The organism is Rathayibacter sp. RFBD1 (assembly GCF_002932915.1).
Lineage (GTDB): Bacteria > Actinomycetota > Actinomycetes > Actinomycetales > Microbacteriaceae > Rathayibacter.
This window is the reverse complement of the sequence record NZ_PSWQ01000003.1, coordinates 126372-151860: the sequence shown is the minus strand read 5'-3', so window position 1 is coordinate 151860 and position 25489 is coordinate 126372. Positions and strand designations below refer to the sequence as shown.

Below are 25489 nucleotides of genomic sequence, written 5' to 3'. Positions count from 1 at the left end.
TCGCCGTCGTCGAGCATCGGGGAGATCAGGACCTCGGCCCGGTCCGTTCACCGGGGCGGGGTCGAGGGAGAAGCCCCTCCGCCGCGACGACCGGCAGAACAGCACGTGCGGGCCGCTTCGAACGGCCGGCAGATGCGAGCACGTCGAGGGAGCACCGGTGCGCGAGGTTCACGGAGGGCACCCGATCGACGTGTCGTCACTGGTCCACCCCCGCTCGACCCTCAAGCGGTTCGGACCTCTACCGTTGCACCCGTGCCCCTCCTTCTCGCCGACCTGCTGTCGTGAGAGCGCTCGTCGCCTGGCTCGAGCACCGCCAGATCCCGCTCTACCTCGCCGCGATCGCCGCCGGCGCCGCTCTCGGACTGCTGCTGCCCGCCGCGCACCACCTCGAGGTCGCGATCGAACCGGTGCTCGCGCTGCTGCTGTTCGCCACGTTCCTCGGGGTCCCGTTCGCCGCGATCGGACGGTCTCTGCGCGACGGCCGCTTCCTCGCCGCGGTCGGGGTGCTGAACTTCGTCGTCGTGCCGCTCGTCGCCTACGGGCTGTCCCGATTCGTCGCCGACACTCCGGTGCTGCTGTTCGGGGTCCTCCTGGTGCTCCTGACGCCGTGCATCGACTACGTGATCGTGTTCGCCGGGCTCGCCGGAGGGGCGTCCGACCGGCTGCTCGCCGCCGCACCGCTGCTGATGCTCGCGCAGATCCTCCTCCTCCCCGTGTATCTGCTGCTCTTCATCGGTCCTGCGGGGGTGGCGGTGGTCGACGCCGGTCCGTTCGCGCGGGCGTTCCTGCTGCTGATCGTGGTGCCGTTGTCTGCGGCCGGGCTGGTGCAGGCCCTGGCGCGCCGACACGTGTCCGGCCGGATCGTCGAGTCCACGATGCTCGGGCTCATGGTGCCGCTCATGACGGCCACGCTCTTCACCGTCGTCGCCTCCCAGTCCGGCGCCGTAGGCGCCTCGGCCGGCCGGCTTATCGTCCTCGTCCCGCTCTACGCGGGATTCCTCGTGGTCATGACCGCTCTGGGGCTGGGTGCTGGACGCGTCTTCCGACTCGACGTGCCCGCGACGCGCGCCCTCGTGTTCAGCGGCGCGACCCGCAACTCGCTCGTCGTGCTGCCCCTCGCACTCGCGCTCCCGGCACCGCTGTCGCTCGCGCCCGTCGTCGTCGTCACGCAGACCCTCGTGGAACTCGTCGGCATGGTCGTCCTCGTCCGACTGCTCCCTCGGCTCGCCCGAGACCGAGCAGCGCGGGCCGGCCTGGTCTGAGGCGGACTCACCAGCGCCCGAGACGACTCGGGCCTGCAGAAGGGCCGCCCGGGGAGTCGCCCGGGAGGTGCTCGCCGGTCAGTCCTTCTCCGGTCTGCCCGCAGTCCCCGCGTCAGCGGGCTCATCGGCCGGGGCGACAGGAGCTGCGGACTCGACCGCGGTGGGCTGGACCCCGGCTGATCTCGCATTCCTGGCGGCGAGGCGCTTCTTCTGGGACTTGCCGGTGCTGAACGGGCTCACCCACAGCCAGGAGAAGCGCCGCAGCGACTGGAAGATGAACAGCGACGCCCAGAGGGAGAACACCGTCAGGGCGACCGGGAAGACCGTCGCCGGAAGGGGTGGGACATTCGTCTCGCCGAGCAGGGGGACGAATGCGACGACGACCGCGATCACGAAGAGGTGCAGGAGATAGATCTGGAAGCTCTGCTGCCCCATGGTGACGAAGATCTTCAGTGCGCGGACCTTGACGAGGTACTGGGAGCCGGCGATGCCCGCGATGATCGCGACCGAACTGGCGATCAGGATGACGCCCGGAATGCGGTTGGCGTCGAAGGCGACGATCACCGCGATGATGCCGAGGTAGGCCACCGCGAGCGCGAGCGCCTGCCAGAGCTTCACGCGAGCGGCGAAGCGGTAGAACGTGCGGGGGATGAACATCGCCACGAGGAAGAAGATGAAGTTCTGGAGCACCCGGTCCCAGCCGATGTTGTCGGTGTCCAGCAGGCCGGTGGTGGTCGCCGCGACGGCCAGCAGCCCGGCCACCGAGAGCTGGATCCATCGGGGCACCTTGCGGATCAGCCAGGCGAGGATGCTGAAGATCGCGAGAGCCCAGATGAACCAGTAGCTGCTCGACGGCAGGATGGGGAGCACCAGCACGTTGAGCGGGTCCGTCGGCGAGGTCGCCTCCGACCGTGAGAACGGGACGATGAGGTAGAAGACGACCCGGATGAACGACCACAGCAGGTAGAGGTACACCAGCGCGAGAACTCGGCGGCGCCACAGTTCGGCGAACGTCCACGTCAGCATCCGGGCGGCCGTGAGGCCCGCGATGAAGAAGAACACGGGCATGGGGAAGTAGAGGAGCACCGTGCGGAGCTTCGGGACGTAGCCCGCGAGATCGAAGAATCCCAGGAACAACGACGAGTGGTAGAGCACGACGAGGCTGATCGCGATGCCCTTGGCGAAGTCGATCCACTCCCGCGACTCGGGGCGCTTCACCACGGCGCCGGTCGCGCTCGACCCGGTCATCCGCCGCTCCTCGCGTGGGCGCACACGGCGCGATCACTGTTCACCGATTGCTGCGGATCCATTGCGCCCCCAAGATGTCGAATTCGAACCGGATGCGAATGAGCCCCCGGTTCATTCCCCGTACGGGTCCTGAGAGTACGGGAAAGTATCCGATCACGGACGAGTCGATGGAGTATCGAGGCGGCAAGGGAAGTCCGGACGCCTCGCAGCCGCCTGTCCGCGGACATCGCCCGTCCGATCCCGGAGTCGCTCGGTCGATCGGGACGGACGGCGGAGGATCGCAGACGAATGGACAGTCCAGAGACGTGCAGACGGCGCTTTCGTCCAGCTCTCGGGACCGCGGACCCGAAGAACGAGACGAAACCGGCGTGCGGCCAGGACGCCTCGACCTCTCCGGCATACTCCATGACGTGAACGACGCCACCACCGCCCCCAGTCTCGACGGCCGCGAGTTCGTGATGACCTCCTCGACCAACAGCGCGGTCGACCCGGAGTCGCCGTCGCGGTTCCACTACTCCGAGCGCGACGGAGTGGTCTGGGGCGACTACGTCGGCGACACCGTGACCTTCGGCCGGTTCGTGGGCACGCGCACCGGCGACGCCCTGCAGGTCTCGTTCGTGCACCAGCTGATCGACGGCGGGACCGTGGTCAGCGGCACCGGCGGCAGCCGCGTCGAGCTCGACGGGGAGGGCCTGCTGCGGCTCGTCGAGGAGTTCGAGATCGACGGCGACGACCACGTCAGCATCTGCGTCGAGGTCTGACGCTCAGCGCGCCGCGTCGCGGCCGTTCCCCGCGGTGGTGAACCGCGTCATGCCGAGCCGGTTCGTCGATCCGGAGCGGTCGGGGATGTCGGAGGGCAGCAGGTAGGCCTTGCGCACCACCTCGTCGAGCACGACGACCGAGACCACCGACTTCACCTCGGGCCGGGCCGCGACCACGCCGGTGACGAAGTCGTGCACGCCGCCGATGTCGAGCGAGCGGACCAGGAGCATCGCGTCGTGCTCGCCGGTCGTGATGCAGCAGTACTCGACGTCGGGCATCTGGAGGATGCCCTCGCGGAACCGGTGCCACGACTGCGGGTGCACCGTCACGAACACCAGGGCGCAGACGTCGAGCCCCACCTTCCCCGGATCGACCAGGGCCGAGAACCCGGTGATGACGCCGGATGCGGTGAGCTGCTCGACCCGGTTGTAGACGCTCGCCCGCGAGACGTTCACCCGCTCGGCCAAGGCGGACATCGAGATGCGCCCGTTCTCGCGCAGGACGGCGAGGATGCGCAGATTGAGGTCGTCGAGCCCGCCCGCGCTTTGTCCAGCGACCGCACCGGCGGCCGGATCGGTGATCGACATTATCCACTCCTTCGTCGCTGCGGGCGGCAGTTCGTCCACGATAGCGGCCCTCTGGAAACGGAGTGCGTCGCGATGTGCCATCGTTTCGCAACACGTCCAGCCGAACCCTCGCCAGGAGGCCTCCATGGTTGTCCGCTCCACCCGCACCCCGCGCTCCGCCCCGACGCGAGTGGTGATCGCCGCTGCGGCGGTCTCCCTCGCCCTTCTAGTGGCGGGCTGCTCCTCGGGCCGCGTCGACACCGCCGACGGCAGCAGCGCGACGCTCACCATCAACAAGGCGTTCGACCTCAAGACCGCCGACCCGGGCCGCATGTACGAGCCGACCGGCCAGATGGTCGACAAGGCGCTCTACGAGACCCTCCTCACCTTCGAGGGCGGCGACGTCTCGCAGGTCGTCGACGGCCTCGCGAGCCTCGAGCAGTCCGACGACGCGAAGACCTTCACCCTCACCCTGAACGGCGAGCACACCTTCTCGGACGGCACCGCGATGACCGCCGACGACGTGGTGTTCTCGCTGCAGCGCGTGATCGGCCTCAAGGGCAACCCCTCGTTCCTCCTCGACGGCGTCACCGTCACGAAGAAGGACGACACGACGGTGGTGCTGACCACCGAGAACCCCACGCCCGCCCTGCCGGCGATCCTGGCGAACCCGGCGCTCGGCATCCTGAACTCGAAGGTCGTGAAGGAGAACGGCGGCACCACCGACGAGACCGACACAGCCGAGACGTTCCTCAACACCACCTCCGCCGGCTCCGGCCCGTACGTGCTCGACACGCTCGACCTCGCCTCGCAGGTCGTGCTGACCGCGAACGAGAACTACGACGGCGACGCCCCGGGCTACGGCCGCGTGGTCATCCAGAACGTCGAGGGCGCGACCCAGAAGATCAACGTCGAGGGCGGCAGCGCCGATGTGGCGCTGGACCTCTCGGGCACCCAGGCGGAGGCGCTCGGCGACTCGGTCGCGGTGACCAGCGACCCGTCGGCGAACGTGATCTTCCTGCTGCTCAACCAGAACCCGAGCGTCTCGGCGATCACGTCGAACCCCGACTTCGTGAAGGCCGTGAAGGAGGCCGTCGACTACGACGACCTCGTCTCGATCGCCGGCAACGGCACCGCCCAGGCGTCCGGCGTCATCCCGAGCATGCTGCTCGGCGCCCTGCCCGAGAGCGGCGCGCTCACCCAGGACCTCGACGCCGCGAAGGCTGACCTCGCGAAGAGCGGCTACGCCGGCGAGTCCGTGACGCTCAACTTCCCGAGCGACATCAGCCTGAACGGCATCGACTTCCCGACCATCGCGCAGCGCATCCAGTCGCAGCTGAAGGACGCCGGCATCACCGTCGAGCTCGCCCCGGCCCCCGTCGCCACCGAGCTCGACGCCTACCGCAACGGCACCGAGACCATGGGCCTCTGGTACTGGGGCCCGGACTACCCGGACCCGAGCGACTACCTCGTCTTCACCCCGGGCGACGTCGTGGGCCTCCGCTCCGGCTGGACCGACGGTGCGGCCCCCGCGATCTCGGCGCTTGCCGACGCCGCGGCCACCGGCGGCAGCGACGACGAGCGCCAGTCGCGCTTCGAGGAGCTGCAGACCGCGCTGAACGCCGACGGCCCCTTCATCCCGCTGCTCCAGCCCGGCAACAACATCGCCGCGGCGAAGGACGTCTCGGGTGTCGTCTACAACGCGGTGTGGACCATCGACATCGCGGCCCTCACCGCGCAGTAGCCCGTGTCCACCACCACGACGGCCGTCCGGACCCCGCGTCAGCGCGGGGGCCGGGCGGCCCACCCGTTCCTCCGCTACGCGCTCCGCCGCGTGCTCACCTCGCTGCTGCTGGTGGTGGGCGTGACCCTCGTCACCTTCATCCTGACCAACCTCGTGCCGGGCGACCCCGTGGCGGCCGCCCTCGGCCAGCGCGCGGCGGAGGATCCGGAGATCGTCGCGCAGTTCCGCGCCCAGTACGGTCTCGACCAGCCGCTCGTCGTGCAGTACTTCACCTACCTCGGCAACCTGCTTCACGGGGACCTCGGCGTCTCCACCACCACGCACAACCCGGTGGTCGCCGACCTGGCGAAGGCGCTGCCGGCCACCCTCGAGATCGCCTTCGGCGCCATCGTGCTCAGCGTGATCATCGGCGTTCTGTTCGGAACCGTCGCCGCCTACCGGCGCGGCAGGGCCTCCGACCACGTTCTGCGCGTCGTGTCGCTGGCCGGCCTCAGCGTGCCGACCTTCTGGCTCGCGCTGGTCCTCTACTACGTCCTCTACTTCCAGCTGCGGATCGCGCCGGGATCCGGCCGGCTAAGCAGCGACTTCACCACGCCGCCGACGGTGACGGGCCTCTACACGGTCGACGCCCTGCTCGCAGGCCAGCTCGACACCTTCCTCGACGCGGCGTCGCACCTCTTCCTCCCCGTGCTCGTCCTGACCCTCTACACGGTGGGCCTGCTGACCCGGTTCGTGCGCACCGCAGTGCTCGAGATCCTCGACCAGGACTACGTGCGGGCCGCCCGCGCGAAGGGGCTGCCGAACCGCGCGGTCACCTTCTCCTACGTGCTGCGCGGGGCGAGCATCCCGATCCTCACCGTCGTGGGCCTCGCCTTCGGCAGCCTGCTCAGCGGCACCGTGCTCGTCGAGGCGGTCTTCGGCTGGCCCGGGATCGGCTCCTACGCCTACCAGGCCGCGTCGCACCTCGACCTGCGCGGCATCATGGGCGTCGGCCTGCTCATCGGCGTGATGTACCTGCTCGTGAACCTGATCGTCGACCTGCTGTACGGCGTGCTCGACCCGAGAGTGAGGCTGGCCTCGTGACGGATCCGCGAACCACCCGGTCCGACCCGCGCGACGGCGCTCCGGCCGGTCCGCGCGACGGCGTCGGTGCCGGAGTGCTCGACCCGGTCGCCGCCCCCGGCCTCCGCCTGCGCCGCCCCCGCCTGCGCCTGGGCCGCTGGTCGGCGCCGCTCGGACTCCTCGGCGCCGCCGTCGGCGTGCTCTGGATCCTCATCGCCGTGCTCGCCCCCGTCATCGCCCCGCACGATCCGCTCGCGCAGGACCTGCCCCTCCTCCAGGCGCCCGGCGAGGGCACGCTGATGGGGACCGACGCGCTCGGCCGGGACGTGTTCTCGCGGGTGATCTGGGGTGCCCGGGTCACGATCCCGCTCGCCCTGCTGCTCGTCGTGATGTCGGTGCTGATCGGCGCGATCGTCGGATCCGTCGCCGGATTCCTCGGCCGTGCGGTCGACGAGGTCGCGATGCGCATCACCGACCTCGTGATGGCGTTCCCCACGGTCATCCTGGCGATGGTGATCGCGGCCGCGCTCGGAGCGTCGCTCCTGAACGCGGTGCTCGCGGCGCTGATCGTGTCGTGGCCGTCCTACGCCCGGCTGACCCGCGGTCTCGTGCTCGGCCTCCGCTCGTCGAACTACGTCGTGTCCGGCCAGCTGCTCGGCTTCTCGCCGCTGCGCTCCCTCGTCCGCGACATCGCGCCCAACATCGTCGGCCCGGTGCTCGTCCTGGCGAGCCTCGACATCGGCACGGCCATCCTCCTGCTGTCGGGCCTGTCGTTCCTCGGGCTCGGCGCGAAGCCGCCGACCGCCGAGTGGGGCTCGATGGTGTCGGACGCCATCCAGAACTTCGATGCGTGGTGGATCGGGGTCTTCCCGGGCCTGGCCATCCTCACCGTCGTCATCGCGTTCAACTTCGTCGGCGACGCCCTGCGCGACGCCCTGGACCCGCGGTCGCAGACGATCCGCGGAGGAGGCGCCACGCTGTGAGCGACGCACTGACCATCAGCGGGCTGCGCATCCGCACCCGCAGCCACGCCGTCGTGGACGGCATCGATCTGGCGCTGCGCCGCGGCGGCATCCACGGTCTCGCCGGCGAGTCGGGCTCGGGCAAGACCATGACCGCCCTGGCGGTGCTCGGACTGCTGCCCGGATCGATGACGGCCAGCGGGAGCATCCGCCTCGCCGACGACACCGGCGACGGCACGACGGAGCTCGTCGGCGCGTCCCGGCAGGTGCTCGGCACGGTGCGCGGACGCCGGGTCGCCATGGTCTTCCAGGACCCGTCGACGAGCCTGCACCCGCAGCTCACCGTGGGCCGCCAGCTCACCGACCACCTGCGCCACCACCTCGGTCTCGGCAAGGAGGCCGCGCGGTCCAGGGCCGAGGCCCTGCTCGAGCGGGTGCGGGTGCCGGACGCCCGGGCCTCCCTCGGGCGCTATCCCCACCAGTTCTCCGGCGGTCAGCGGCAGCGCATCGCGATCGCGGTGGCGCTCGCGTGCGAGCCCTCCGTGCTGCTGGCCGACGAGCCGACGACCGCGCTCGACGTGACCGTGCAGGCCGGAGTGCTGCAGCTGCTGCGGGAGCTGGTCGACGACGGCGGGCTGAGCATCCTGCTCGTCACCCATGACCTCGGCGTGATGAGCGCCGTGGCCGACGAGGTGACGGTGATGCGCCAGGGGCTCGTCGTCGAGTCGGCTCCGCGGGAGCGGCTGTTCACCGCGCCCGAGGACGAGTACACGCGGGCGCTGCTCGCGGCTCTGCCCGGCTCGAGCTTCGAGGAGAGCCCGGAGGAGCTGGTCGCCGAGCTCGTCGAGGGGCACGAGAGGGCCGCCGCCGCGGACGATCCGGGCGCGGCCACGGCAGGCGACGTCGAGAGGGGTGCGCGATGAGCGCGGGAGTGGTTCTCGAGGCCGACGGCATCGTCGTCGAGTACGGGCGGAGACCGCCGCTGCGTGCCGTCGACGGGGTCGGCTTCCAGGTGGCGGCGGGCGAGGTCGTCGCGCTGGTCGGCGAGAGCGGCTGCGGGAAGTCGAGCCTCGCACGCGCGGTGGTCGGCATCGAGAAGCGCCGCGGCGGGGACGTGCGCCTGAACGGCGTCGACGTGCCCGCGCTCGGACTCCGTCGGCGCAGTCCGGTGATGACCGGCATGCAGATGGTCTTCCAGGATCCGAACTCCTCGCTCAACCCCCGTCGCCGCATCGGCGAGCAGATCGGCGACGGCGTCCGGGCGGCGCTCGCCCGGGGCGCCGAGGGCTCGGACCCGGCCGACTGGCTGCGCCGCGTCGGGCTCGACCCGGCGATGGCGAGCCGGTTCCCGCACGAGTTCTCCGGCGGCCAGAAGCAGCGCATCGCCATCGCGCGGGCACTGGCGGCGAGGCCGCGGATGCTCGTGGCCGACGAGCCGATCTCGGCCCTCGACGCCTCGACCCAGACGAGCGTCGCCGCGCTGATGCGCTCGCTCAGCGTCGAGGCCGGCGCGGGCATGCTGTTCATCTCGCACGACCTCTCGGTGGTCCGGCGCATCGCCGACCGGGTGCTCGTGATGTACCGCGGCCGGGTCGTGGAGTCGGGGGACACCGAGACGGTGTGGCAGAGCCCGCTGCATCCGTACACGCGAGCGCTGCTCGCGGCGATCCCGCTGCCGGACGGGCTGGGGCGGCTGCCGCTGGCTCCACTCGACGCCGACCGGGCGGCCTGGCTCGAGGAGCTGCCCGACGCGCTGGAGCGGACGGGCGCGTGAGCGCGGTGGAGGAGGCCCGGGCCGAGGAGTCCGCTCTCTGGAGCATGCCGAGGGCCGTGAACCGCAGTCCGCTCCCCGGGGACGGCGCGTTCATGACCGCCGGCTGGGCCGATCCGGAGCCGGTGATCGACCCCGACGAGCCGGTGCTCGCCTACACCGCGGAGCGCCGGTCGCGACTGGCGCAGGCGCTGCCCGCCGAGCTGCTGATCATCCCCTCCGGCCTGCCGCGGGTGCGCTCGAACGACAGCGACCACCGCTTCCGCCCGGGCACCGACCACGTGTGGCTGACGGGCAACGGAGTCGCCGAGAGCGTGCTCGTCGTCGACACGACGGGAGGGGAGGCCGGCTCGATCCTGTACCTGCGTGCTCCCTCCGGCCGCGACGGCGACGAGTTCTGGCAGAACGACGCGCTCGGCGACCTCTGGGTCGGGCCGCGGCCGTCGCTCGCCGAGACGCAGGCAGCACTGGGCATCGAGACCCGGCCGCTGGCCGACTTCACCCGCGACGTGGAGCGGGCTGCGCGGCGGGCCCGGCGCATCCGGGTCCTGCCCACCCTCGACGAGAGCGTCGACGAGCTGGTGCGGAGCATCTGCGGGCCGGAGCTCGGACCGCACCTCGTGCTCAAGTCGACGCTCGACGAGCTGCGCCTGATCAAGAACGACTGGGAGATCGAACGGCTGCAGCTCGCCGTCGACGGCACGGCGCGGGGATTCGACGACTGCCTCGCGGCGTGGCAGGTCGCCCGCGCGATGCCCCGCGGCGAGCGCTACCTCGAGGGCACCTTCGCCCGCCGCGCCCTGGTCGAGGGACAGGGACCGGCCTACGGATCGGTCGTCGCCTCGGGAGCGCACGCCACGACCCTCCACTACACGCGGAACACCGGGCCCCTCGCCGACGGCGACCTCGTCCTGATGGACATGGGCGTCGAGCTGCCCTCGCTCTACGCCGCCGACATCACCCGCACCTTCCCGGTCAGCGGAGAGTTCACTCCGCTGCAGCGGGACGTGTACTCGATCGTGCTGCGCGCGCAGCAGGCCGGCATCGACTCCCTGCGCGCGGGAGTGCGCTTCCAGGACTACCAGGACGCGTGCGGGCGAGCCCTCACCGAGGGGCTGATCGACCTCGGCCTGATCCGCTGCTCGGTCGACGAGGCCACGGCCCCGTCCGCGTCGTACCACCGCCGGTGGAGCATATCCCGCGCCGGGCACATGCTCGGGATGGACGTGCACGACTGCAACCACGCTCCGCACGAGACGTATCTCGGCGGAGTGCTCGCGGCCGGCCACACCCTCACCGTGGAGCCGGGCCTCTACTTCCAGCCGGGCGACCTGACGGTCCCCGCCGAGCTGCGGGGCCTGGGCATCCGGATCGAGGACGACCTCGTCGTGACTGAGACATCGTCGATCCTGCTCTCGGCGGCGATGCCGCGCACGCCCGACGCGGTGGAGGAGTGGATGGCGAGGTTGGCGGGCTGAGAGGTCGGGCGCGCAACGCGAGGGGCCGACGCGTCGAGGCCTGCCGCGAGGCGACCTGCGGCCGAGCCCGCGCCGACGTCGCCGCTTGGACCACCGGACACCGCTGCGCGCCGGGCACGGTCGCCCGCCGCATCGACCGGCTCGATACCGGCATTCGCGGACGCACGCGGAAGATCGAGGGCAGCTCGCACGATTTCGACGGAACCCGCCCCTCCACAGTCGCTCACAGCGACGTGCAGGGACACCACAGCGCCACCGACGCCGAGGGGGCCCGTACCGCGGTCGCCGAGAAGGCCGCCGCGAGCTGAACGGCTGCGAGCTTCCTACCTGGACACCCAGGCAGGAAGCTCGTGAGGGGCGGGCCCCTCACACTCCCCGGTAGTCCCGTTCCGGGAGGCGCCGCCTGCGCTCGTGTACTGCCGCCGTATCACCCTGAGGAGTTCGAGAAGCCGTCTCCTTCTGTGACTTCGACGCAGCGAAGACGACGCCATGATCATGCTCGGCGGCGCCGCGTGGACATGATGACCAGCCCACCGAGTGCGATCAGGGCGATCGATGTGGCGAGGAGCAGGAGTCCTTCCACTCCGGTGGACGCGAGTCCGCCACTGTCAGCTGCTGGTCGCGGCGAGTGGTCGGTCGGAAGATCGCCGTTCACCGGGCCGCTCGTCGTGGAGGGGGAGGGGCTGGCCGCGGGGTCGGTAGTGGGGGTCGGCGCTGGGTCGGAGGGCCCACTGCCGGGGGTCTCCGAGAGGTTGTCGGACAGCGGCGGCGCCTTCAAGGGTGTGAGGAACAACGCCGCTACAGGCTGCGAGACGGCCTCAGCGAGACCCGTTCCCCCGATGGTCCTGAAGTTGACGGAGCCGTTCGACGGGTCGACGGCGGTCGATTGGAGGTACCAGCGCTGGTTGTCGTCGCTGTCCGCGCACGGCTCGAGTGTGACGATCTGGTTGAAGCTGAGAACTCCCCGGCCTGTCGCGCAGTTCCCGGTGACCGTGTCCAGGAGGCGGACGATCGGGGTTCCGCTCGGAGAGACGCTCGCCGGTTCGGCGACCGTTCTCCACTCGACGATCGACGAGTCGGGCAGCAGGTCTTGCGGAACATCTGCGCGAACGGACTGGTCGGCTCGAACGAGCACCCACTCGAACTGACTGTCCACGAAGCCGATGGTGAATTCCGGTATGACGACCGGGGTGATGGTCACGGACCCGTTCGTCCCGGAGTCGTTGGAGCCGACGGTGAACGAGGAGCTCAACGCGCCGTCCGCGACGAAGCTGGTGCCTCCGGTTCCGCCGCCGAGACGGCTCGCGCCACCGCCGATGAAACCTCCGCCTCCGCCTCCGCCGAGGCCGTTGTCACTGTACGGATCCTCTCCTTCTCCGTCGGGGGCCGTAGCGCCGGTCAAGTAGCTGTTCGTTGCGAGCGTGCTGTCGCTGTTCGAAGGGATGCAGCCGTTCATCACGCAGGAGTTCCCTCCGTCTCGCGCCGCGTCAGCATCGAAAGCCGACGCGGCGGCGCCGGCGCCGCCACCGCCGCCGGCGACGACCAGCGGAAGGAGGCACTCGTCATCCAGAGCGATGGAGGACAGGCCACCTCCTCCCGCGCCCGCCTGCCGCCCGAGATCGGTGTCGCTGGTCCAGGTGCCACCGCCGCCACCACCGCCGATGCCTCCCGCTGCTCCTCGCTCTCGCTGGCTGCCGTCGACGAATCCACCGGCGCCTCCGACACCGGCGAAGAGCTGTGTGCCCGCGCTGACGGGAAGGACCGCGTTCACCACTCCGCCCCGTCCTCCGTACCGGTAGCTCTCATCGAAGATGACGTCCTCGCCTGCGCGCGAACCACCCGCGGCACCCGAGACCGTGACACTGATGCCGTTGTAGCCCTGCGGCTGGACGTAAGGGTCGTCGGTGTTGCACTGCGCCGGCGCCGTGTACGTCACGGGGCTCGCGTCGCCGATCGCGGAGCTGTTCGAGAGGGTGGAAGCGGACGCGGACGGCGGTGCTGCGGCGCTTGCCGCCTCCTCGACAGCGTCCGCTGCGCGGGAGTCCGCGGACGCGTCCGGGTACAGGGGTGTGTCGGGCGGTCCGACAGGCAGGTCCTGCACGAGCATCAAGCGTCCGCCGAAGCTCGCGGTCGGATCCATGCCGTCCTCGGCGAAGGTCAGGCGCTCCGGGCCGGAGTAGGGGTTGCTGGTGAAGACGAGAACCTGTGCGCTGTCGGAGTCGACGACGACCGGTGGAATGGTGTTCGACGTGTCGATTCCATTGGAGATCGGCTGATACTGGAGGGCGGGGACGTTCTCGATCTCCGCCCACTGCGAGACGCCGTCCTCGACTCGGGGAATCGTGATCAGGGACGGCGGATTCTTGATGCGCGAGGGACGGGTCATGACGAGGGAGGCGAAGTCGTCGTCCGTGGGGACGCGCCAGCCGGTCAGACCGAGCTGCTCGGCACCGACAGAAAGGCTCAGCGGTGGGAAGTTCGGCAGAACGGAGGCGCGCAGCACAGCTTCGCTCCGAGCGCTCGACGTCGCTGCCCACTCCGGGGCGTAGCAGGTGACGGAGGCCATGCAGTACGAGTTCTGAGCGGAGCCCGCGAGCGTGACCGTCTCCGTGGTCCACAGACGGATGGTTCCCGAGACGTCTCCGTTGCTCGGATCCGTCAGCTTCTCCTGGAGCAGGTCGACGCTCGTGCCGGCCGGGAGGGTGGGTAGATTGCGATTCCCGAGGAGGGACCACTCCTGGATCGCCGGTACCCAGCTGTTGTCGTAGTACTGCTCGAGCAGTGCGGGGCGCGTCTGAACCTGAGGAGAGTGGACGACCTCGGCGAACGCTTGAAGATGAAGAGTGGCGATGTTCCCGTAGTAGGCGACCTGCGACTGCAAGGTGTTCGCGTCCTCAGCGGACAGGAGTGTCGCGGAGGGGCTCGAGCTGCCGACCGCCTTCACCGACCACAGCACGTCTCGGTACGCTTCGAACAGTCCGCCCGTGATGTCGTCTCCGACGAGCACGGCACTGAGCGCGTTGAAGTTGGCCTGACCGTTCTCGGCGACCTCCTTGAGACTGTCGATCTCCTCCTGCGTCAGCGACTCGGTCACACCCGATGCTTCGGCGTCGTCGCGGTGGAGCTCGGTGATCTCGCACACCTGCTGGATGTCGTCCTCGACCTTCTGCAACGCCGTGTTCGCTGCAGTCGACTTCGTGACGAAGGTCTGCCACTTCGCGTCCTGATCGATCTCGGTCGCGAGGGCACTCACATCGGTCTGGATGGTTCTGCCGAGGTCCGCGATCTCCGTCTGCACCTGAGTGACCTGCGCTTTGAGGTCCGCGAGGTCCTGCAGCTCCTCCGCCTCGATCTTCGTGGGCTTCGTCGGGCCGGTCAGCTCGCTGACCACCCACCCGAAGGCGACGTCACCGACCTTCCCGAGAGCGCTCCCCACGACACTCTTCAGCAGATCCTTCGCGGTGGAGGAGAACAGCGATTCGCCGACCTCGGCTGCGGCAGGCGGGCTTCCCAGGTCGGGCGGCGGACTTCCCACCCCGAGCTCCCCGACGCTCCGCTGAATCGCCGGGCAGTCGATGGAGCCCGTGGCCGAGCCGCCCACCGAGTCCTGAGCGAAGACAGCGTCGACGCCTGACACGGCGAATCCGGATCCCAGGAGCGCGATAGCCGCGACGACGCCGGCTGTACGGTTCCAGCGGCGCTTCGCTCGATGGGCAGGGAAGAACGGCACAGGGGCCTCCGAATCCGAGGCGATCTACACTGCGCCGTCAGCCCACTCTGTCCTATGGTCTGCGCGCACTGCCGCCCCCCAAGCAGGGCTGGCGGTCTCACCGTCTCGACGTGCGTCGAGCCGACTCCGAACCGTCGCGCTCGACGAGAACGACACGACGCGCCCCTGCTTGCCGGTGATCAGCCGAACCGCCTCACACCGAGGCTGATCAGTGGCCCGGCTCGCGCTCGGCATCGCGTTCCGCCTGCGAGACGCCGGTCCGGCACCAGTGAGGCAGCGGAGTCGATCCTGCCGCCGCACGCGTCAGGGGAGCGGTCGGTGGTCGAGACATCGAGAACTGGACGAGATGCGATAGCCGACGCGGACTACGGGAGCTGCGGGGGCGCGATCAGTTCGAGGAATCCACCGAGGGCACCTTCGAGGTAGATGATGCGTGTGCCGGCTCGGGCGCCACCGGTCATCCGGTGAGGTGTCCCCACCGGTCTCCAGCCGTGTCCAGCGCAGAGCTCGAGGACACGATCGAGGTCCGAGACCGTGAGCGCGATGTGCACCGTGCCGACCTCTGCGGGCGAGCCGTCGGACTCGAGCTGTCGGGGCGGGTCGTACTGCAGCAGCTCCACCCGGTGGGGGCCGAGTGCCAGCGTCGCTGCGCGGATCACGGCTCCACGGACGCCGGTGGTCGCCGCCGTGACGTCGACGTCGAGCGTGAAGGTGCGCTCGAGCACGAACCCGAGACCGGAGCACCACAGCACCAGCGCGTCGTCGAGGTCGGCCACGGTGAGACCGGAGTGAGCGACGTCGGAGACGAGGGGTGATGCCATGACATCAGTATCGAGCTCCGACACGCCTGCCTGAGAGAAGAGGGTCCCGGCACCCGATCCCCCTACGGACGCAGGCCGCGCAACGAGCAGAGATACATCTTTCCGGATGTCGTTCCCATCCATGCTCCACGAAACCGTCGATGCTGCCGAGGATCGATTGCTGGACGCGATGCGCGCAAGTGACGTCGATGCGCTTGGTCGACTGCTCGCACCCGAGCTGATCTTCACGACACCCGAAGGCTCGATCATCAGCCGGGACGAAGATCTCGGAGCACATTCGTCGGGCACAACAGAGTTCGAGTCGATCGATGAAATCAGTCGCAGCACGCTGGCCTCTGCCGGCGGCGCCCAGACCACGTCCGTCGTAGACGTCGTTGTGATCGACCACGGCACACGGATCGAGGCTCGGCTTCACTACGTCCGCGCATGGCGACGAATCGCCGGGCGCTGGATGGTCGTCTCCGGAAGCGCAACACTCGCACCCGCACCGAACGCCTGATCGTTCCGCTGAAGGATCCCCATACGGAGCAGTGCGCTTCAGAAGGGAACGACCGGTGTGTCCGTTGCAACCTCCTGTCGTCGCCGGGCGAGAATCAGCCCGACATTCAGGACAAACAGCGTCAGGAAGATGAACGCGCCCGTCGCGGCGTCGAGGTCCGTCGTGAGCTCGAGGATCATGAACGCGATGGCGGCGGCGAGAGAGGCGCACGCGGTGATGGTGAACACTCGAATCAGCCCCGTGTGGTTCCACCGCTCCTCGTCAGTGCTCATGAGTGACCTTCTCGCACCTGCTCGTCGGTGCAAGTCACGAGGCCCTTCGAGCTTCATGGCAAGAGAACGCAGTCTCGATTGAGGATCGTCGGTCGGGGTTGAGCGTCCAGTGGCCAGTACCGCAGGCCGTAGGACAGGCTGAACGAAACGGAAGGGGTGAGCGATGGCGGCAGGGTTCACAAGTGGACGCTCGGCGTCCGAGGTGCGACTCACTCAATGGAACTGGTTCAGTCGCGCAGGAGCGCCGACGGAGCGTGTTCTCATCGGAGTCACTGTCGTGGCGATCATCGGCGGCAACGTCATCTTCGACGCACTGGATCCGGTCGCCGTTCCCCTTGCTGCTCGCCTGGCGGTACTCGTCGGTGCGCTCGTCGTGTTCAACGTTCTGCCGCTCGTAGTGCACGCCATTCGCCAACCTGCACCGTACGCCGACCTGTCAGCCGAGACGGTTCGCGTGCGCTCGCGGGTCACGCCCTTCGCGTCGTTCACCACGGCACGGAGGATCGAGACCGGCCGGTCGAAGCAGGTCGTCCTCGAGGTGTCGGCGCCAGGCCAGAAGGTGCTCCTCGAACTCCGCGACAGGCTGGGCCGAGCCACCACCGACCCCACAAAGGACGCGATCGTGACGTTCCTCCAGGGAAGCAGTGTCGCGATGCCGTCCTCTTCGGACGATCCCGCGGGCCGGTTCGCTCACGTGAACTTCCCGCAGCACCTCACCCGCGAGCAAGCCATCGAACTCGCCTCCCACCCGCTGACTGTCCCCGACTTCGGCGCCGGCCGCGATGACGTCGGGACGCCATCGCGCGGCGAGTCGCCGTCCCAGTAGGGATGGTCTACCGGGTGCGGACGTTCAGCGTGTCAGGCGTTCCTCTCGAAAAGGCTGCCGGAGTGCGCCGACGAGCCGACCCACGCTTCGCGTGCGTTCACTCGGCCAGCGAAGAACGTGGTCCAGGTCTGCTTCAAAGCGGGCTCGGGGAACGTCGTGACTGCTCGGGTAGGCGGCTCCTGCTCCGATGTCGATTCCGAAGAGCCCGATGTGGAACGCGTGGACGAGTAGGAAGCCGGGAACTAGATGCACGCCGACGGCGGCCACAGCGAGCATCGCAACCGGAGTGCGCGGATCGCGTTCCTTCCGAATCGATGACCGGTGATTCACGCGGAGAACACCATGAGAGCTCGTGCGCGTTCCACGACGAGTCGGGGCGCTCGTGATGCTCCTGGGCGACGCGGGTGCTGGCAGCGATGCCTGGCGATGCCCGTTCGCGGCGCAGCGGCGTCACTGTTCCGTGCTGGAGGGCGGCACTCGAGCGGCTGCGAGCTGGCGGGTGCCGGGATCACCGACACCCAGGACGAGGACGCTCTCGATGCTGCCGATCGTGTCGGGATCGATGATCTGCAGTTCCTGATCAGCATCCGCTGTCAGCGAGCCGACCTCGCTTCCGACGTCCGCAGGGAACCTCAACTCGCCGTCGTTGTCCTCGAGTGGAGCGCTCGTGAGAAGGACTCGCGATTCCACTGCTCCGGTAAGGTTCAGCCGGCTGAAGGACAGCCACACCGTCCCGTCCTCTCGCTCCTCGATCAGGAGATCGCCGCTCGCATCGTTGGACACGCTCTCGAGTGACGTGCGGATGGGCAGCTGCTCCAGAAGCGACTGGGCGGCGGGAGAGTCCGTTGCATCAGAGCCATCCGTGGGGTTGTTCGTAGGAAGGCTGGGAGCGGCGGACGTCGCCGAGGGGCTGGCGACGGCGGTTCCATCGAGGGGTGCCGTGCACCCGGCCAGGGCCAGAACGAGCCCGGTCGCAGCGGCCACGACGGATAGCCGGCCGATCGCGTTCGTGTCTGTCATGGTGTGCGCTGCTCCGTCCGTCGAACTGTCGCTCAGCCTACGCAGGGCGCGATTCTCATCGCCCTGTCGAAGGGTTTCTGCGGGGTCAGTGGTGTGAACGCCTGTCGATCACATCGTCGTGCGAGCAGCGCCGGACATCAGTCGCGCTTCACCCCTGTCCCTCTTGGCATCGTGAGCCAGAGGATGAAGGTGAGGAGGAGGCCGAGGATGCCGCTGACGACCAGCGCAGCGACGGCGAAGGCGGAACCGCCGAACGATCCCTGAGCATCGTTGCTCGTCTCCACCGGTACGAACCAGTAGACGACGGCTCCGACGATGAACAGCAAACTGACGATAAGGGCGCCGATGCAGGTGTCCCGCCGCATCTTCTCTTGGGACCCGTCGCCTGAGAGGTTGACGAGCCACAGGATTCCGATGACGGCCGGGGCGCCAGCGAGGAACGCTAGAAACACGGGTGCTCCTGGTCGATGACGGGCCGCGACAGTATCCGCAGCTGGGGCAGGAAGAGCGCCGCGGCCGATACGGCGACCATCACGCTCCTCCGTCGAGGGCGACCGAGTGGCTCGCGGTCATCGGGCGGCAACGGTGAGATTCAGGTCCTCACCGACGCGGCGGATCTCGTCCGAGGGGAACCGGAACGGGTTGAGGTAGAACAGGTCGTCGGCCGTCATGCCGAATCGTCGGGACCGAAAGACGCGGCGGGGATGACGAGCTCGTCGGATGTCAGGGCCAGTCGGCCGTCCGCCGCGCTCAACTGGACGGCGCCGGTGGTCCCGTCGCTCCTGGTGAACGTCGCCACGCCTAGATCGCCGGTCAGCGGGGAGGTGAAGCCGTCGTCCGTGTTCGTCGCCGGTGGCGGAGTCGGTGGTGCAGGCTGCGCCGTGCATCCCGTCACGACCGCCAGGCATGCCGCGACCGCGACCGTGCTGCGCACTTTCGAGAACGTCCCCACCGGCTCAGGCTAAGCGACGTCACCGCTTTCCTCGTGGTCGCGTCTCGGCTTGAGATGCTCAGCACCGTTCGGAAAGGGGAACGTCTGTCGGGGGCCAGCAGGAAGCCCAACGGCTCCTAGGCTGACCCGATGAGTTCCCCGGCACCGACCCGCCCTTTCGTGGGTGTAGCGCGCATCGCCGTCGGTGCAGCCGCGATCGCGGTGATCCTCCACACCTACGCGCTGAGCATCGCTGCCGGCGACCCGAATCCGTTCGACTACTTCGGCTACTTCACGAACCAGACCAGCCTCTTTGCGAGCGCGGTGCTGATCGTCGCCGGATCGGTCGCGCTCGCCCGCCGTCCGACGCCGGTGTGGCTGAGGTACGTCCGCGGCGCGGCGACGTCCTATTCGGTCGTCGTCGCCGTGATCTACAACACCCTCGTTCCCGGTACCGGGACGGCCCCGCCCTGGGTCAGCGCCGTCCTGCACGTGGTGCTCCCCGCGCTCGTCCTCCTCGACTGGACCGTCGTCGCCGACCGCGGACCGCTCTCCTGGCGCCGGCTGTGGGTGGTCCTGCCCTACCCGATCGTCTGGGTCGTCGTCGTGCTCGTCCGCGGAGCGACCGACGGGTGGGTGCCGTACGGCTTCCTGCTCCCCGAGAACGGAGTGCCGTCGCTGGTCCTGCACGTCGTCGGGCTGACTTGCGCGGTGCTCCTTGCGGGCGCGCTCGTCTGGGCGCTGAGTCGACGCCGCAGATCAACCGGTTGATGTCCTGTCCTCCGTCGCCGTGGATCATGAGGCGTGCTGATCCCCGACGTCGGGCGCGTCACCTCTCGTGCGCCGCGGCTCGGCCGCAGCTGGCTCTGATCACGCGCGACACGAGATCGATGACCAGCAACGCCGACATCATTTCAGTCTCGCGAACCCGAGCGCCTTGTGCGCGTCCCGTATGGGGATGGTCCAGCGGGCGTCCGGCAGGGCGTCTCCATGCCGGACGACGAGCGGCCCGCTCGCAGGGGGGGGCTTAGCGACGCGCGGATAGTGTGCACTGCGTGGTTGACGTCGCTCGGAAGGGACCCCTGAGTCCGGTGATCGCCGCGATCGCCGTCCTCGGGATGATCGTCGCGCCCGTCGTGCTGACCTACCTCTCCATCAGCGAGAGAGGAATCGGCATGGGATCGATGCCCACCGACGAGGAGGCCGCAGCAGGGAAAGCCTTCCTCCTCGCGGCTGGCATCGTCGCCCTCACCAGCGCTATCAGCGTCTGGGTCCTCACCGTCATTCGCGCGACAAGCGGGGCCCATGCTCACCACGGGTGGGAAATCGTCTGGTGCATCCTGGCGTTGCCGACCGCACTCGTCGGCTTCGCCCTCGCGGCCATCGCCTCCCACATGCCTTAAGGCCGTCCCTCGACTCCCGAGCGATGATCACGGCGGCGCGATGCCAGGCCGACCGTCGCGCGCGGATGACGATCTGGCGCGCGTCCGGTAGGGGGTGGGGCTACGTGCGCGCAGGGCTCGTGCGAACAACCGGCCCGCGGCTGATGTTCTCGGCGCCGGCCGCTGGTTCGATGGCTTCGTGATCGAATCCGCGAAGCAGAAGCGGTCCAACCCTGAGCCGGAAATCCACCGAGCGCTGGCACGCTGGGCGGCCGACTGTGCAGAGCGAGCGTTGCCCGTATTCGAGGAATGGGACCCGGCCGACACTCGGCCGCGACGGGCGCTCGACGTCCTCCGGGCTTGGGAGCGAGGAGAGGTCCCGATGACGGATTGCCGCTCCGCTGCGTTCGCGGCTCACGCCGCCGCACGCTCCGCCACTCAGGCCGGCGCTGCCGCAGCGACCGCAGCCGCGAGAGCGGCCGGCCAAGCCGCCGCCGTCGCCCATATGTTCGACCACTCTCCCCACGCTGCGACCTACGAAGCGAAAGCGATCGCCTACACGGGATGGAGGAGGGCGGTGTCGAGGCTGAGCGGCGGCGCCAATGGGAGATGCTCGACCCAGACCTTCGGCCGATCGGCTTCCCAAAGGGGCTCTAGGCGTCCCGTGTCGTGCGGGCGTCCGTTAGGGGATGGTCGAGCGGACGCTGACTCAGAGGCAGTAAGCCTGTTCTGGAGAAGGTGGAATCATGTCTGCGATGTACGTCTCCGAGTGCGGCGATCGCGACGACGCTCCCGTGCTGCTCCTGCATGGCGGAGGAGTGGCCGGCTGGATGTGGATGTCGCTGCGGGAGTCCCTCGAAGCGGAGCACCGGGTGCTCGTGCCGGATCTCCCCGGGCACGACCGGAGCTCCGACGAGACCTACCGCTCGCATTCCGCGACGGTGGATGATCTGGTCGCTCTCCTGGATCGCGCCGGGGTCGGTGCGGTCTCCGTGGTCGGCTTCTCGCTCGGCGCTCAACTGGCGATGCGGCTCGCGTCGGAGCATCCGGGTCGCGTCGCTCGGGTCATGATCGTCAGCGCTCAGGCCCGCCCGCTCGCCTTCGCCCGGTCGACCCTGTTCCTGCTCGGACTCGCGGCCCCCCTATCGCGCCGTCGCTGGTTCGCCCGACTTCAGGCGCGAGAGCTCTTCATCCCCGAGGAGCTGCTCGAGGACTACCTCCGGACCAGTGCCGCCGTTTCGAAGCGCACCCTGCTCGCGGCTGTCGAGGAGAACATCCGCTTCAGCATCCCCGCCGGATGGTCCGACTTCGATGGCGACGCGCTGGTCATGGTCGGTCGGAAGGAGCGGGCCCTGATGACGGAGTCCGCCGCCGCGATCCACGCGGCGCTTCCCGGCAGCACCCTCGAGTTCGTCGACGGCTGTGGCCACGGAATCCCTCTGCAGCGGTCGAGCTGGTTCAACGCTCGCGTCGCCCGCTGGCTCTGAGCCGCCGATCCTCGCCTACTGAGCTTCCCCGCGTCGAATGTCTCCCACGTGGGCGGTTCGGCCTCGAAGGTGGCGTGCCCGGTCGCGATGCCCTCGCGGTAGATCGTCTCGACCGCCGCCCAGTCCTCGGCGAGCATCGGCCGAATGCTGGTCATGAGCAGCAGCTCCCTCCGGCGGATCCGATGTCGGTGGAGCAGACGCCGGTCTCGGGGAGCACGAGCTGGACGCGCCGGGCGGCGGCGTGGTCGCCCGCGAGCTCGTCCGCGATCGAGCGAACCTGCTCATAGCCGGTGACCAGGAGGAAGGTCGGGGCGCGGCCGTACGACTTCATCCCGGCGATGTAGAAGTTCGGCTCGGGGTGAGCGAGCTCCGCGACGCCGTGCGGGTCGACGGTGCCGCAGGAATGCAGGTTCGGGTCGATCAGGGTCGCGAGCGCGCGGGGTGCTTCCACGATCTCGTCCAGGGAGACGCGGATCTCGCGCAGCATGTCGAGGTCGGGCCGGAAGCCGGTGGCCTGCACGACGACGTCGGCCTCGACGCTCTCGCGATCCTTCCGGCGGCGCCCGAGGACGGCGACGCGGCCGGTGGCGGTCTTCTCGAGGCGGTCGATCTCGAAGCGGTCCAGGAGGGTGATCGCGCCGTCGCGAACGAGCTGGTGGACGGTGCCGCCGAGCTTGCCGCGCTCCTCCAGCTCGTCGTCGCCCGAGCCGAAGACGCGCAGCGGGCTGGTGCCTCGGATCGCCCAGGTGATCCTCGTCTCCGGTTCCTCGCGGGCGAGGCGGGCGAGCTTGATCAGGGTGTTCGCGGCGGAGTGGCCGGCGCCGACGACGAGGACGCTCTTCCCCGCGAAGCGGGCGCGGTCGGTGCCGAGCACATCGGGCAGTGCATGGCTGAGGTGCTCGGCGACGTCGGCGGAGCCGATCGGGTCGAGGCCCGCGGAGGCGAGAGCGTTGGGCGTGGAGTAGGTGCCCGAGGTGTCGATCACGGCGCGGGCGGTGACGTCGACGGCGCCCTCCGGCGTGTCGAGGCGCAGCAGGAACGGAGTGGCGGCGCGGCCGGTGGAACGGGTGCGGTCCATGCCCTCGCGGGTCACGGCCAGCACGCGGGAGCGGTAGCGGATGACCGGGGCGAGCTGCGGGGTCGCGGCGAGGGGCGCGAGGTAGTCGCGGACGAACTCGTGCCCGGTAGGCAGTTTCTTCGCCGCGGGCGCCTCCCAGCCGGCGGAATCGAGCAGGCGCCCGGCGGCCGCGTCGACCAGGTACTCCCACGGGGAGAACAGGCGGGTGTGACCCCACTGCTGCACCGCGGCGCCGGCGCTGTCTCCGGCCTCGTAGACGATGACGTCGAGGCCGCGCTCGAGCAGCTGAGCGGCAGCGGCGAGGCCGACGGGGCCGGCGCCGATGACGGCGACGGGGAGGCCGGTGAGGCGGCGCTCGTCGGTGCGGGGCGGGACGGTCAGGGTCATCGTCATGATGGTCTCCTTCGGTGGTGCAGGTCAGGCGGTGACGGCGTCGTCGAGGACAGCCGTGGTGGCCTGCGCGAGTGAGGCGAGACCGTGGGCGGCGAGGTAGTGCTCCGCGTCGGCGGCCGCGGAGCAGCCGGTCCCGGCAGCGGTGATCGCCTGGCGGTAGCGGTGGTCCACGAGATCTCCGGCGGCGAAGACGCCGCGGAGGTTGGTCTCGGTGGTGGGTGAGGCAACGCGGACGTAGTTCTCGTCGTCGACGTCGACCTGGCCGAGGACGAGCTCGGAGCGGGGGTCGTGGCCGATGGCGATGAACAGACCCGTCGCGGCGAGTTCGGACTCCTGGCCGGTGACGGTGTCGCGTAGGCGCAACGTCGTGAGCTTCTCGTCGCCGAGCGCCTCGGTGACCTCGGTGTTCCAGAGCACGCGGATCTTGGGATCTGCCAGGGCGCGGTCCTGCATGATCTTCGACGCGCGGAGGAAGTCGCGGCGGTGGATGAGGGTGACGGAGGCGGCGAAGCGGGTGAGGAACATGGCCTCCTCGAGGGCGGAGTCGCCGCCGCCGACGACGGCGATGTTCTGCCCCTTGAAGAAGAACCCGTCGCAGGTGGCGCACCAGGACACTCCGTGTCCGGTGAGCCGCTGCTCGCCGGGGACGCCGAGCGTCCGGTAGGCGGAGCCCATCGCGAGGACGACGGCGTTCGCGCGGTAGGTGCCGCCGTAGCCGGTGGTGACCGTCTTCACATCACCGGTGAGCTCGAGCGCGGTGGCGTCGTCGTAGACGATGCGGGCGCCGAAGCGCTCGGCCTGGGCGCGCATGTTCTCCATCAGGTCCGGGCCCATGATGCCGGTGGGGAAGCCGGGGAAGTTCTCGACCTCGGTGGTGTTCACCAGGGCGCCGCCTGCTTCGACGGCGCTGGTGAGGACGATCGGGTCCAGGCCTGCGCGGGCGAGGTAGATGGCGGCGGTGTAGCCGGCGGGGCCGGATCCGACGACGACGACGTTCTCGATGGTGTCGCTGTACGTGCCGGTCATGCGGGGACTCCTGTCGTCTCGACGCCGAGGGTGGCCAGCATGGCCTCGACGCGGGTCTTGATCTGGTCGCGGATGACGCGGACCTCCTCGATGGGGAGGCCTGCGGGGTCGGTGAGGTCCCAGTCCTGGTAGGTCTTGCCCGGGTAGATCGGGCACGCGTCGCCGCAGCCCATCGTGACGACCACGTCGGCGGCCTGGACGACGTCGTCGGTTAGTGGCTTGGGGAACGCGTCGGTCACGTCCAGGCCGATCTCCTCGATCGCGGCGACGACCGCCGGGTTCAGGGCCGCGGCGGGCATGGAGCCCGCGGAGCGCACGTGCACGCGGCCGCCGGAGAGCGCGTCGGTGAGGACCGCGGCCATCTGGGATCGGCCGGCGTTCTGCTCGCAGATGAACAGCACCTCCGGAACCTCCCGCGCGATGGCGCCCTTTGCCTGGGCGAGAGCGGTCAGGCGGTCGGTGGCGAAGCGGACGGTCTGGCTCGCGAGGTGCGCCTTGACCTTCGAGGTGCGCAGCAGGCCGGTGTACGACTCGAGGACGTACCGCTCGACGGTCTCGGCGGCGAAGACGCCGCGGAACTTCTCGCTGAGCTCCTCGGCGAGGCGGGCGAGATAGCCCTCGGGGTAGACGAGGCCCGGCATGGCGCGGCGGGAGCTGAAGTCGCTCATCGTCAGACCTTCGCGGGCAGCAGCTCGGCCAGCAGCGCCTGCACGCGCGACTTGATGTCGTCGCGGATCGGACGGACCTCGTCGAGCGACTTGCCCTTGGGGTCGGTGAGCGACCAGTCCTCGTAGCGCTTGCCGGGGAAGATCGGGCACACGTCGCCGCAGCCCATCGTGATGACAGCGTCCGACTCGCGCACCTGCTCGGTGGTCATCAGCGTGGGCACGGCCTGCGAGATGTCGATGCCCTCCTCCGCCATCGCGGCGATCGCCATCGGGTTGATCTGATCGCCCGGCTCGGAGCCGCCGGAGAGCACCTCGACGGCGCCGTTCGAGAGGGCGCGCATGTAGCCGGCGGCCATCTGCGAGCGGCCCGCGTTGTGGATGCAGACGAACAGGACGGTGGGCTTCTCGGTCATGAGTGCTCTCTTTCAGGTGAAGTCGGCAGGAGCGGTGTCACCGCACCCGGGGTGCTGCGCGGAGGGCGCTCGTCCATTCTTTCGCGCC

General features: G+C 69.5%; 25 protein-coding genes and 2 pseudogenes. 14 read left to right on the top strand and 13 right to left on the bottom strand.

What is annotated here, in order from left to right:
• The first annotated feature begins 281 nt into the window (after positions 1-281).
• A complete protein-coding gene (locus tag C5D50_RS01960) occupies positions 282-1262 on the top strand; it encodes an arsenic resistance protein (protein ID WP_104283974.1) in 981 nt (326 codons plus the stop codon).
• Between the two features lie 78 nt (positions 1263-1340).
• Here the strand turns inward: C5D50_RS01960 and C5D50_RS01955 are convergent, their stop codons facing one another.
• On the bottom strand, positions 1341-2510 hold the full coding sequence (locus C5D50_RS01955; RefSeq protein ID WP_104283973.1) for an acyltransferase: 1170 nt from the start codon (positions 2508-2510) through the stop codon (positions 1341-1343).
• A 410-nt stretch (positions 2511-2920) separates the two neighbouring features.
• On the opposite strand from C5D50_RS01955, the gene C5D50_RS01950 reads away from it, so the two are divergent.
• Positions 2921-3271, top strand: a complete 351-nt coding sequence (locus C5D50_RS01950; RefSeq protein WP_258060307.1) for a hypothetical protein — start codon at positions 2921-2923, stop codon at positions 3269-3271.
• A gap of 3 nt (positions 3272-3274) precedes the next feature.
• Here C5D50_RS01950 and C5D50_RS01945 read toward each other — a convergent pair whose 3' ends face one another.
• Positions 3275-3859 (bottom strand): Lrp/AsnC family transcriptional regulator, encoded by a 585-nt coding sequence (locus C5D50_RS01945; protein ID WP_104223259.1) that lies wholly within the window; start codon positions 3857-3859, stop codon positions 3275-3277.
• Between the two features lie 124 nt (positions 3860-3983).
• On the opposite strand from C5D50_RS01945, the gene C5D50_RS01940 reads away from it, so the two are divergent.
• Genes C5D50_RS01940 through C5D50_RS01915 form a run of 6 tightly spaced genes read left to right on the top strand, consistent with a single transcriptional unit; the run spans position 3984 to position 10855 of the window.
• Positions 3984-5582, top strand: a complete 1599-nt coding sequence (locus C5D50_RS01940) for an ABC transporter substrate-binding protein (RefSeq protein ID WP_104223258.1) — start codon at positions 3984-3986, stop codon at positions 5580-5582.
• A 3-nt stretch (positions 5583-5585) separates the two neighbouring features.
• A complete protein-coding gene (locus C5D50_RS01935; protein WP_104223257.1) occupies positions 5586-6665 on the top strand; it encodes an ABC transporter permease in 1080 nt (359 codons plus the stop codon).
• Positions 6662-7627 carry an ABC transporter permease gene (locus C5D50_RS01930; RefSeq protein ID WP_258063303.1) on the top strand — a complete coding sequence of 322 codons (966 nt, stop codon included), beginning with the start codon at positions 6662-6664 and terminating at the stop codon, positions 7625-7627. Before C5D50_RS01935 ends, C5D50_RS01930 begins: the two co-directional genes overlap by 4 nt.
• Positions 7624-8529 (top strand): ABC transporter ATP-binding protein, encoded by a 906-nt coding sequence (locus C5D50_RS01925; RefSeq protein WP_104250842.1) that lies wholly within the window; start codon positions 7624-7626, stop codon positions 8527-8529. Before C5D50_RS01930 ends, C5D50_RS01925 begins: the two co-directional genes overlap by 4 nt.
• Positions 8526-9380: an ATP-binding cassette domain-containing protein gene (locus tag C5D50_RS01920; protein WP_104283972.1), complete on the top strand. Its 855-nt coding sequence runs from the start codon at positions 8526-8528 to the stop codon at positions 9378-9380. Before C5D50_RS01925 ends, C5D50_RS01920 begins: the two co-directional genes overlap by 4 nt.
• Positions 9377-10855 carry an aminopeptidase P family protein gene (locus tag C5D50_RS01915; RefSeq protein WP_219814726.1) on the top strand — a complete coding sequence of 493 codons (1479 nt, stop codon included), beginning with the start codon at positions 9377-9379 and terminating at the stop codon, positions 10853-10855. The genes C5D50_RS01920 and C5D50_RS01915 overlap by 4 nt, the downstream gene beginning before the upstream one ends.
• 493 nt (positions 10856-11348) lie before the next feature.
• Here the strand turns inward: C5D50_RS01915 and C5D50_RS01905 are convergent, their stop codons facing one another.
• Together C5D50_RS01905 and C5D50_RS16435 are read right to left on the bottom strand one after the other, a co-directional pair.
• Complete coding sequence (locus tag C5D50_RS01905; protein WP_181137269.1) at positions 11349-14390, bottom strand: glycine-rich protein; 3042 nt, start codon at positions 14388-14390, stop codon at positions 11349-11351.
• Between the two features lie 560 nt (positions 14391-14950).
• A complete protein-coding gene (locus C5D50_RS16435) occupies positions 14951-15406 on the bottom strand; it encodes a VOC family protein (protein WP_181137268.1) in 456 nt (151 codons plus the stop codon).
• Positions 15407-15527: 121 nt separating this feature from the next.
• On the opposite strand from C5D50_RS16435, the gene C5D50_RS01895 reads away from it, so the two are divergent.
• Positions 15528-15905 (top strand): nuclear transport factor 2 family protein, encoded by a 378-nt coding sequence (locus C5D50_RS01895; protein ID WP_181137267.1) that lies wholly within the window; start codon positions 15528-15530, stop codon positions 15903-15905.
• Positions 15906-15943: 38 nt separating this feature from the next.
• On the opposite strand, the gene C5D50_RS01890 is transcribed toward C5D50_RS01895, so the two are convergent.
• Positions 15944-16177 carry a hypothetical protein gene (locus tag C5D50_RS01890; protein WP_104233966.1) on the bottom strand — a complete coding sequence of 78 codons (234 nt, stop codon included), beginning with the start codon at positions 16175-16177 and terminating at the stop codon, positions 15944-15946.
• Between the two features lie 277 nt (positions 16178-16454).
• On the opposite strand from C5D50_RS01890, the gene C5D50_RS01885 reads away from it, so the two are divergent.
• Positions 16455-17003, top strand: coding sequence for a hypothetical protein (locus C5D50_RS01885; RefSeq protein WP_104282721.1), 549 nt, complete (start codon positions 16455-16457; stop codon positions 17001-17003).
• A 450-nt stretch (positions 17004-17453) separates the two neighbouring features.
• Here the strand turns inward: C5D50_RS01885 and C5D50_RS01880 are convergent, their stop codons facing one another.
• The 3 genes from C5D50_RS01880 to C5D50_RS01870 all read right to left on the bottom strand — a co-directional run bounded on the left by C5D50_RS01880 (position 17454) and on the right by C5D50_RS01870 (position 18975).
• Positions 17454-18023 (bottom strand): hypothetical protein, encoded by a 570-nt coding sequence (locus C5D50_RS01880; RefSeq protein ID WP_104282722.1) that lies wholly within the window; start codon positions 18021-18023, stop codon positions 17454-17456.
• A 137-nt stretch (positions 18024-18160) separates the two neighbouring features.
• A complete protein-coding gene (locus tag C5D50_RS01875; protein WP_104282723.1) occupies positions 18161-18475 on the bottom strand; it encodes a hypothetical protein in 315 nt (104 codons plus the stop codon).
• 215 nt (positions 18476-18690) lie between these two features.
• Positions 18691-18975, bottom strand: a complete 285-nt coding sequence (locus tag C5D50_RS01870) for a hypothetical protein (protein WP_104282724.1) — start codon at positions 18973-18975, stop codon at positions 18691-18693.
• A gap of 129 nt (positions 18976-19104) precedes the next feature.
• Between C5D50_RS01870 and C5D50_RS01865 the strand changes: the two genes are divergently transcribed.
• The 4 genes and pseudogenes from C5D50_RS01865 (at position 19105) to C5D50_RS01855 (ending at position 21823) form a co-directional block, all read left to right on the top strand.
• Complete coding sequence (locus C5D50_RS01865; protein WP_104282725.1) at positions 19105-19725, top strand: Pr6Pr family membrane protein; 621 nt, start codon at positions 19105-19107, stop codon at positions 19723-19725.
• Between the two features lie 284 nt (positions 19726-20009).
• Entirely contained in the window at positions 20010-20357 is a 348-nt protein-coding gene (locus C5D50_RS01860; protein WP_146086870.1) for a hypothetical protein, read from the top strand.
• Between the two features lie 94 nt (positions 20358-20451).
• Positions 20452-20889, top strand: a pseudogene (locus C5D50_RS16980) (putative immunity protein); the annotation flags it as partial.
• Positions 20890-21082: 193 nt separating this feature from the next.
• Positions 21083-21823 carry an alpha/beta fold hydrolase gene (locus C5D50_RS01855; RefSeq protein WP_258069529.1) on the top strand — a complete coding sequence of 247 codons (741 nt, stop codon included), beginning with the start codon at positions 21083-21085 and terminating at the stop codon, positions 21821-21823.
• Between the two features lie 20 nt (positions 21824-21843).
• On the opposite strand, the pseudogene C5D50_RS16975 reads toward C5D50_RS01855, so the two are convergent.
• The 5 genes and pseudogenes from C5D50_RS16975 to C5D50_RS01830 all read right to left on the bottom strand — a co-directional run.
• Positions 21844-21978 (bottom strand): annotated as a pseudogene (locus C5D50_RS16975) (GNAT family N-acetyltransferase); the annotation flags it as partial.
• Positions 21975-23294 (bottom strand): FAD-dependent oxidoreductase, encoded by a 1320-nt coding sequence (locus C5D50_RS01845; RefSeq protein WP_104282728.1) that lies wholly within the window; start codon positions 23292-23294, stop codon positions 21975-21977. The gene C5D50_RS01845 and the pseudogene C5D50_RS16975, both read right to left, overlap by 4 nt.
• A 24-nt stretch (positions 23295-23318) precedes the next feature.
• Positions 23319-24320, bottom strand: coding sequence for a thioredoxin-disulfide reductase (gene trxB / locus C5D50_RS01840; protein ID WP_104282729.1), 1002 nt, complete (start codon positions 24318-24320; stop codon positions 23319-23321).
• Positions 24317-24988, bottom strand: coding sequence for a phosphatase (locus tag C5D50_RS01835; RefSeq protein WP_104282730.1), 672 nt, complete (start codon positions 24986-24988; stop codon positions 24317-24319). Before C5D50_RS01835 ends, trxB begins: the two co-directional genes overlap by 4 nt.
• A gap of 2 nt (positions 24989-24990) precedes the next feature.
• Positions 24991-25401: an arsenate reductase ArsC gene (locus tag C5D50_RS01830; protein ID WP_104282731.1), complete on the bottom strand. Its 411-nt coding sequence runs from the start codon at positions 25399-25401 to the stop codon at positions 24991-24993.
• Positions 25402-25489: the final 88 nt, after the last annotated feature.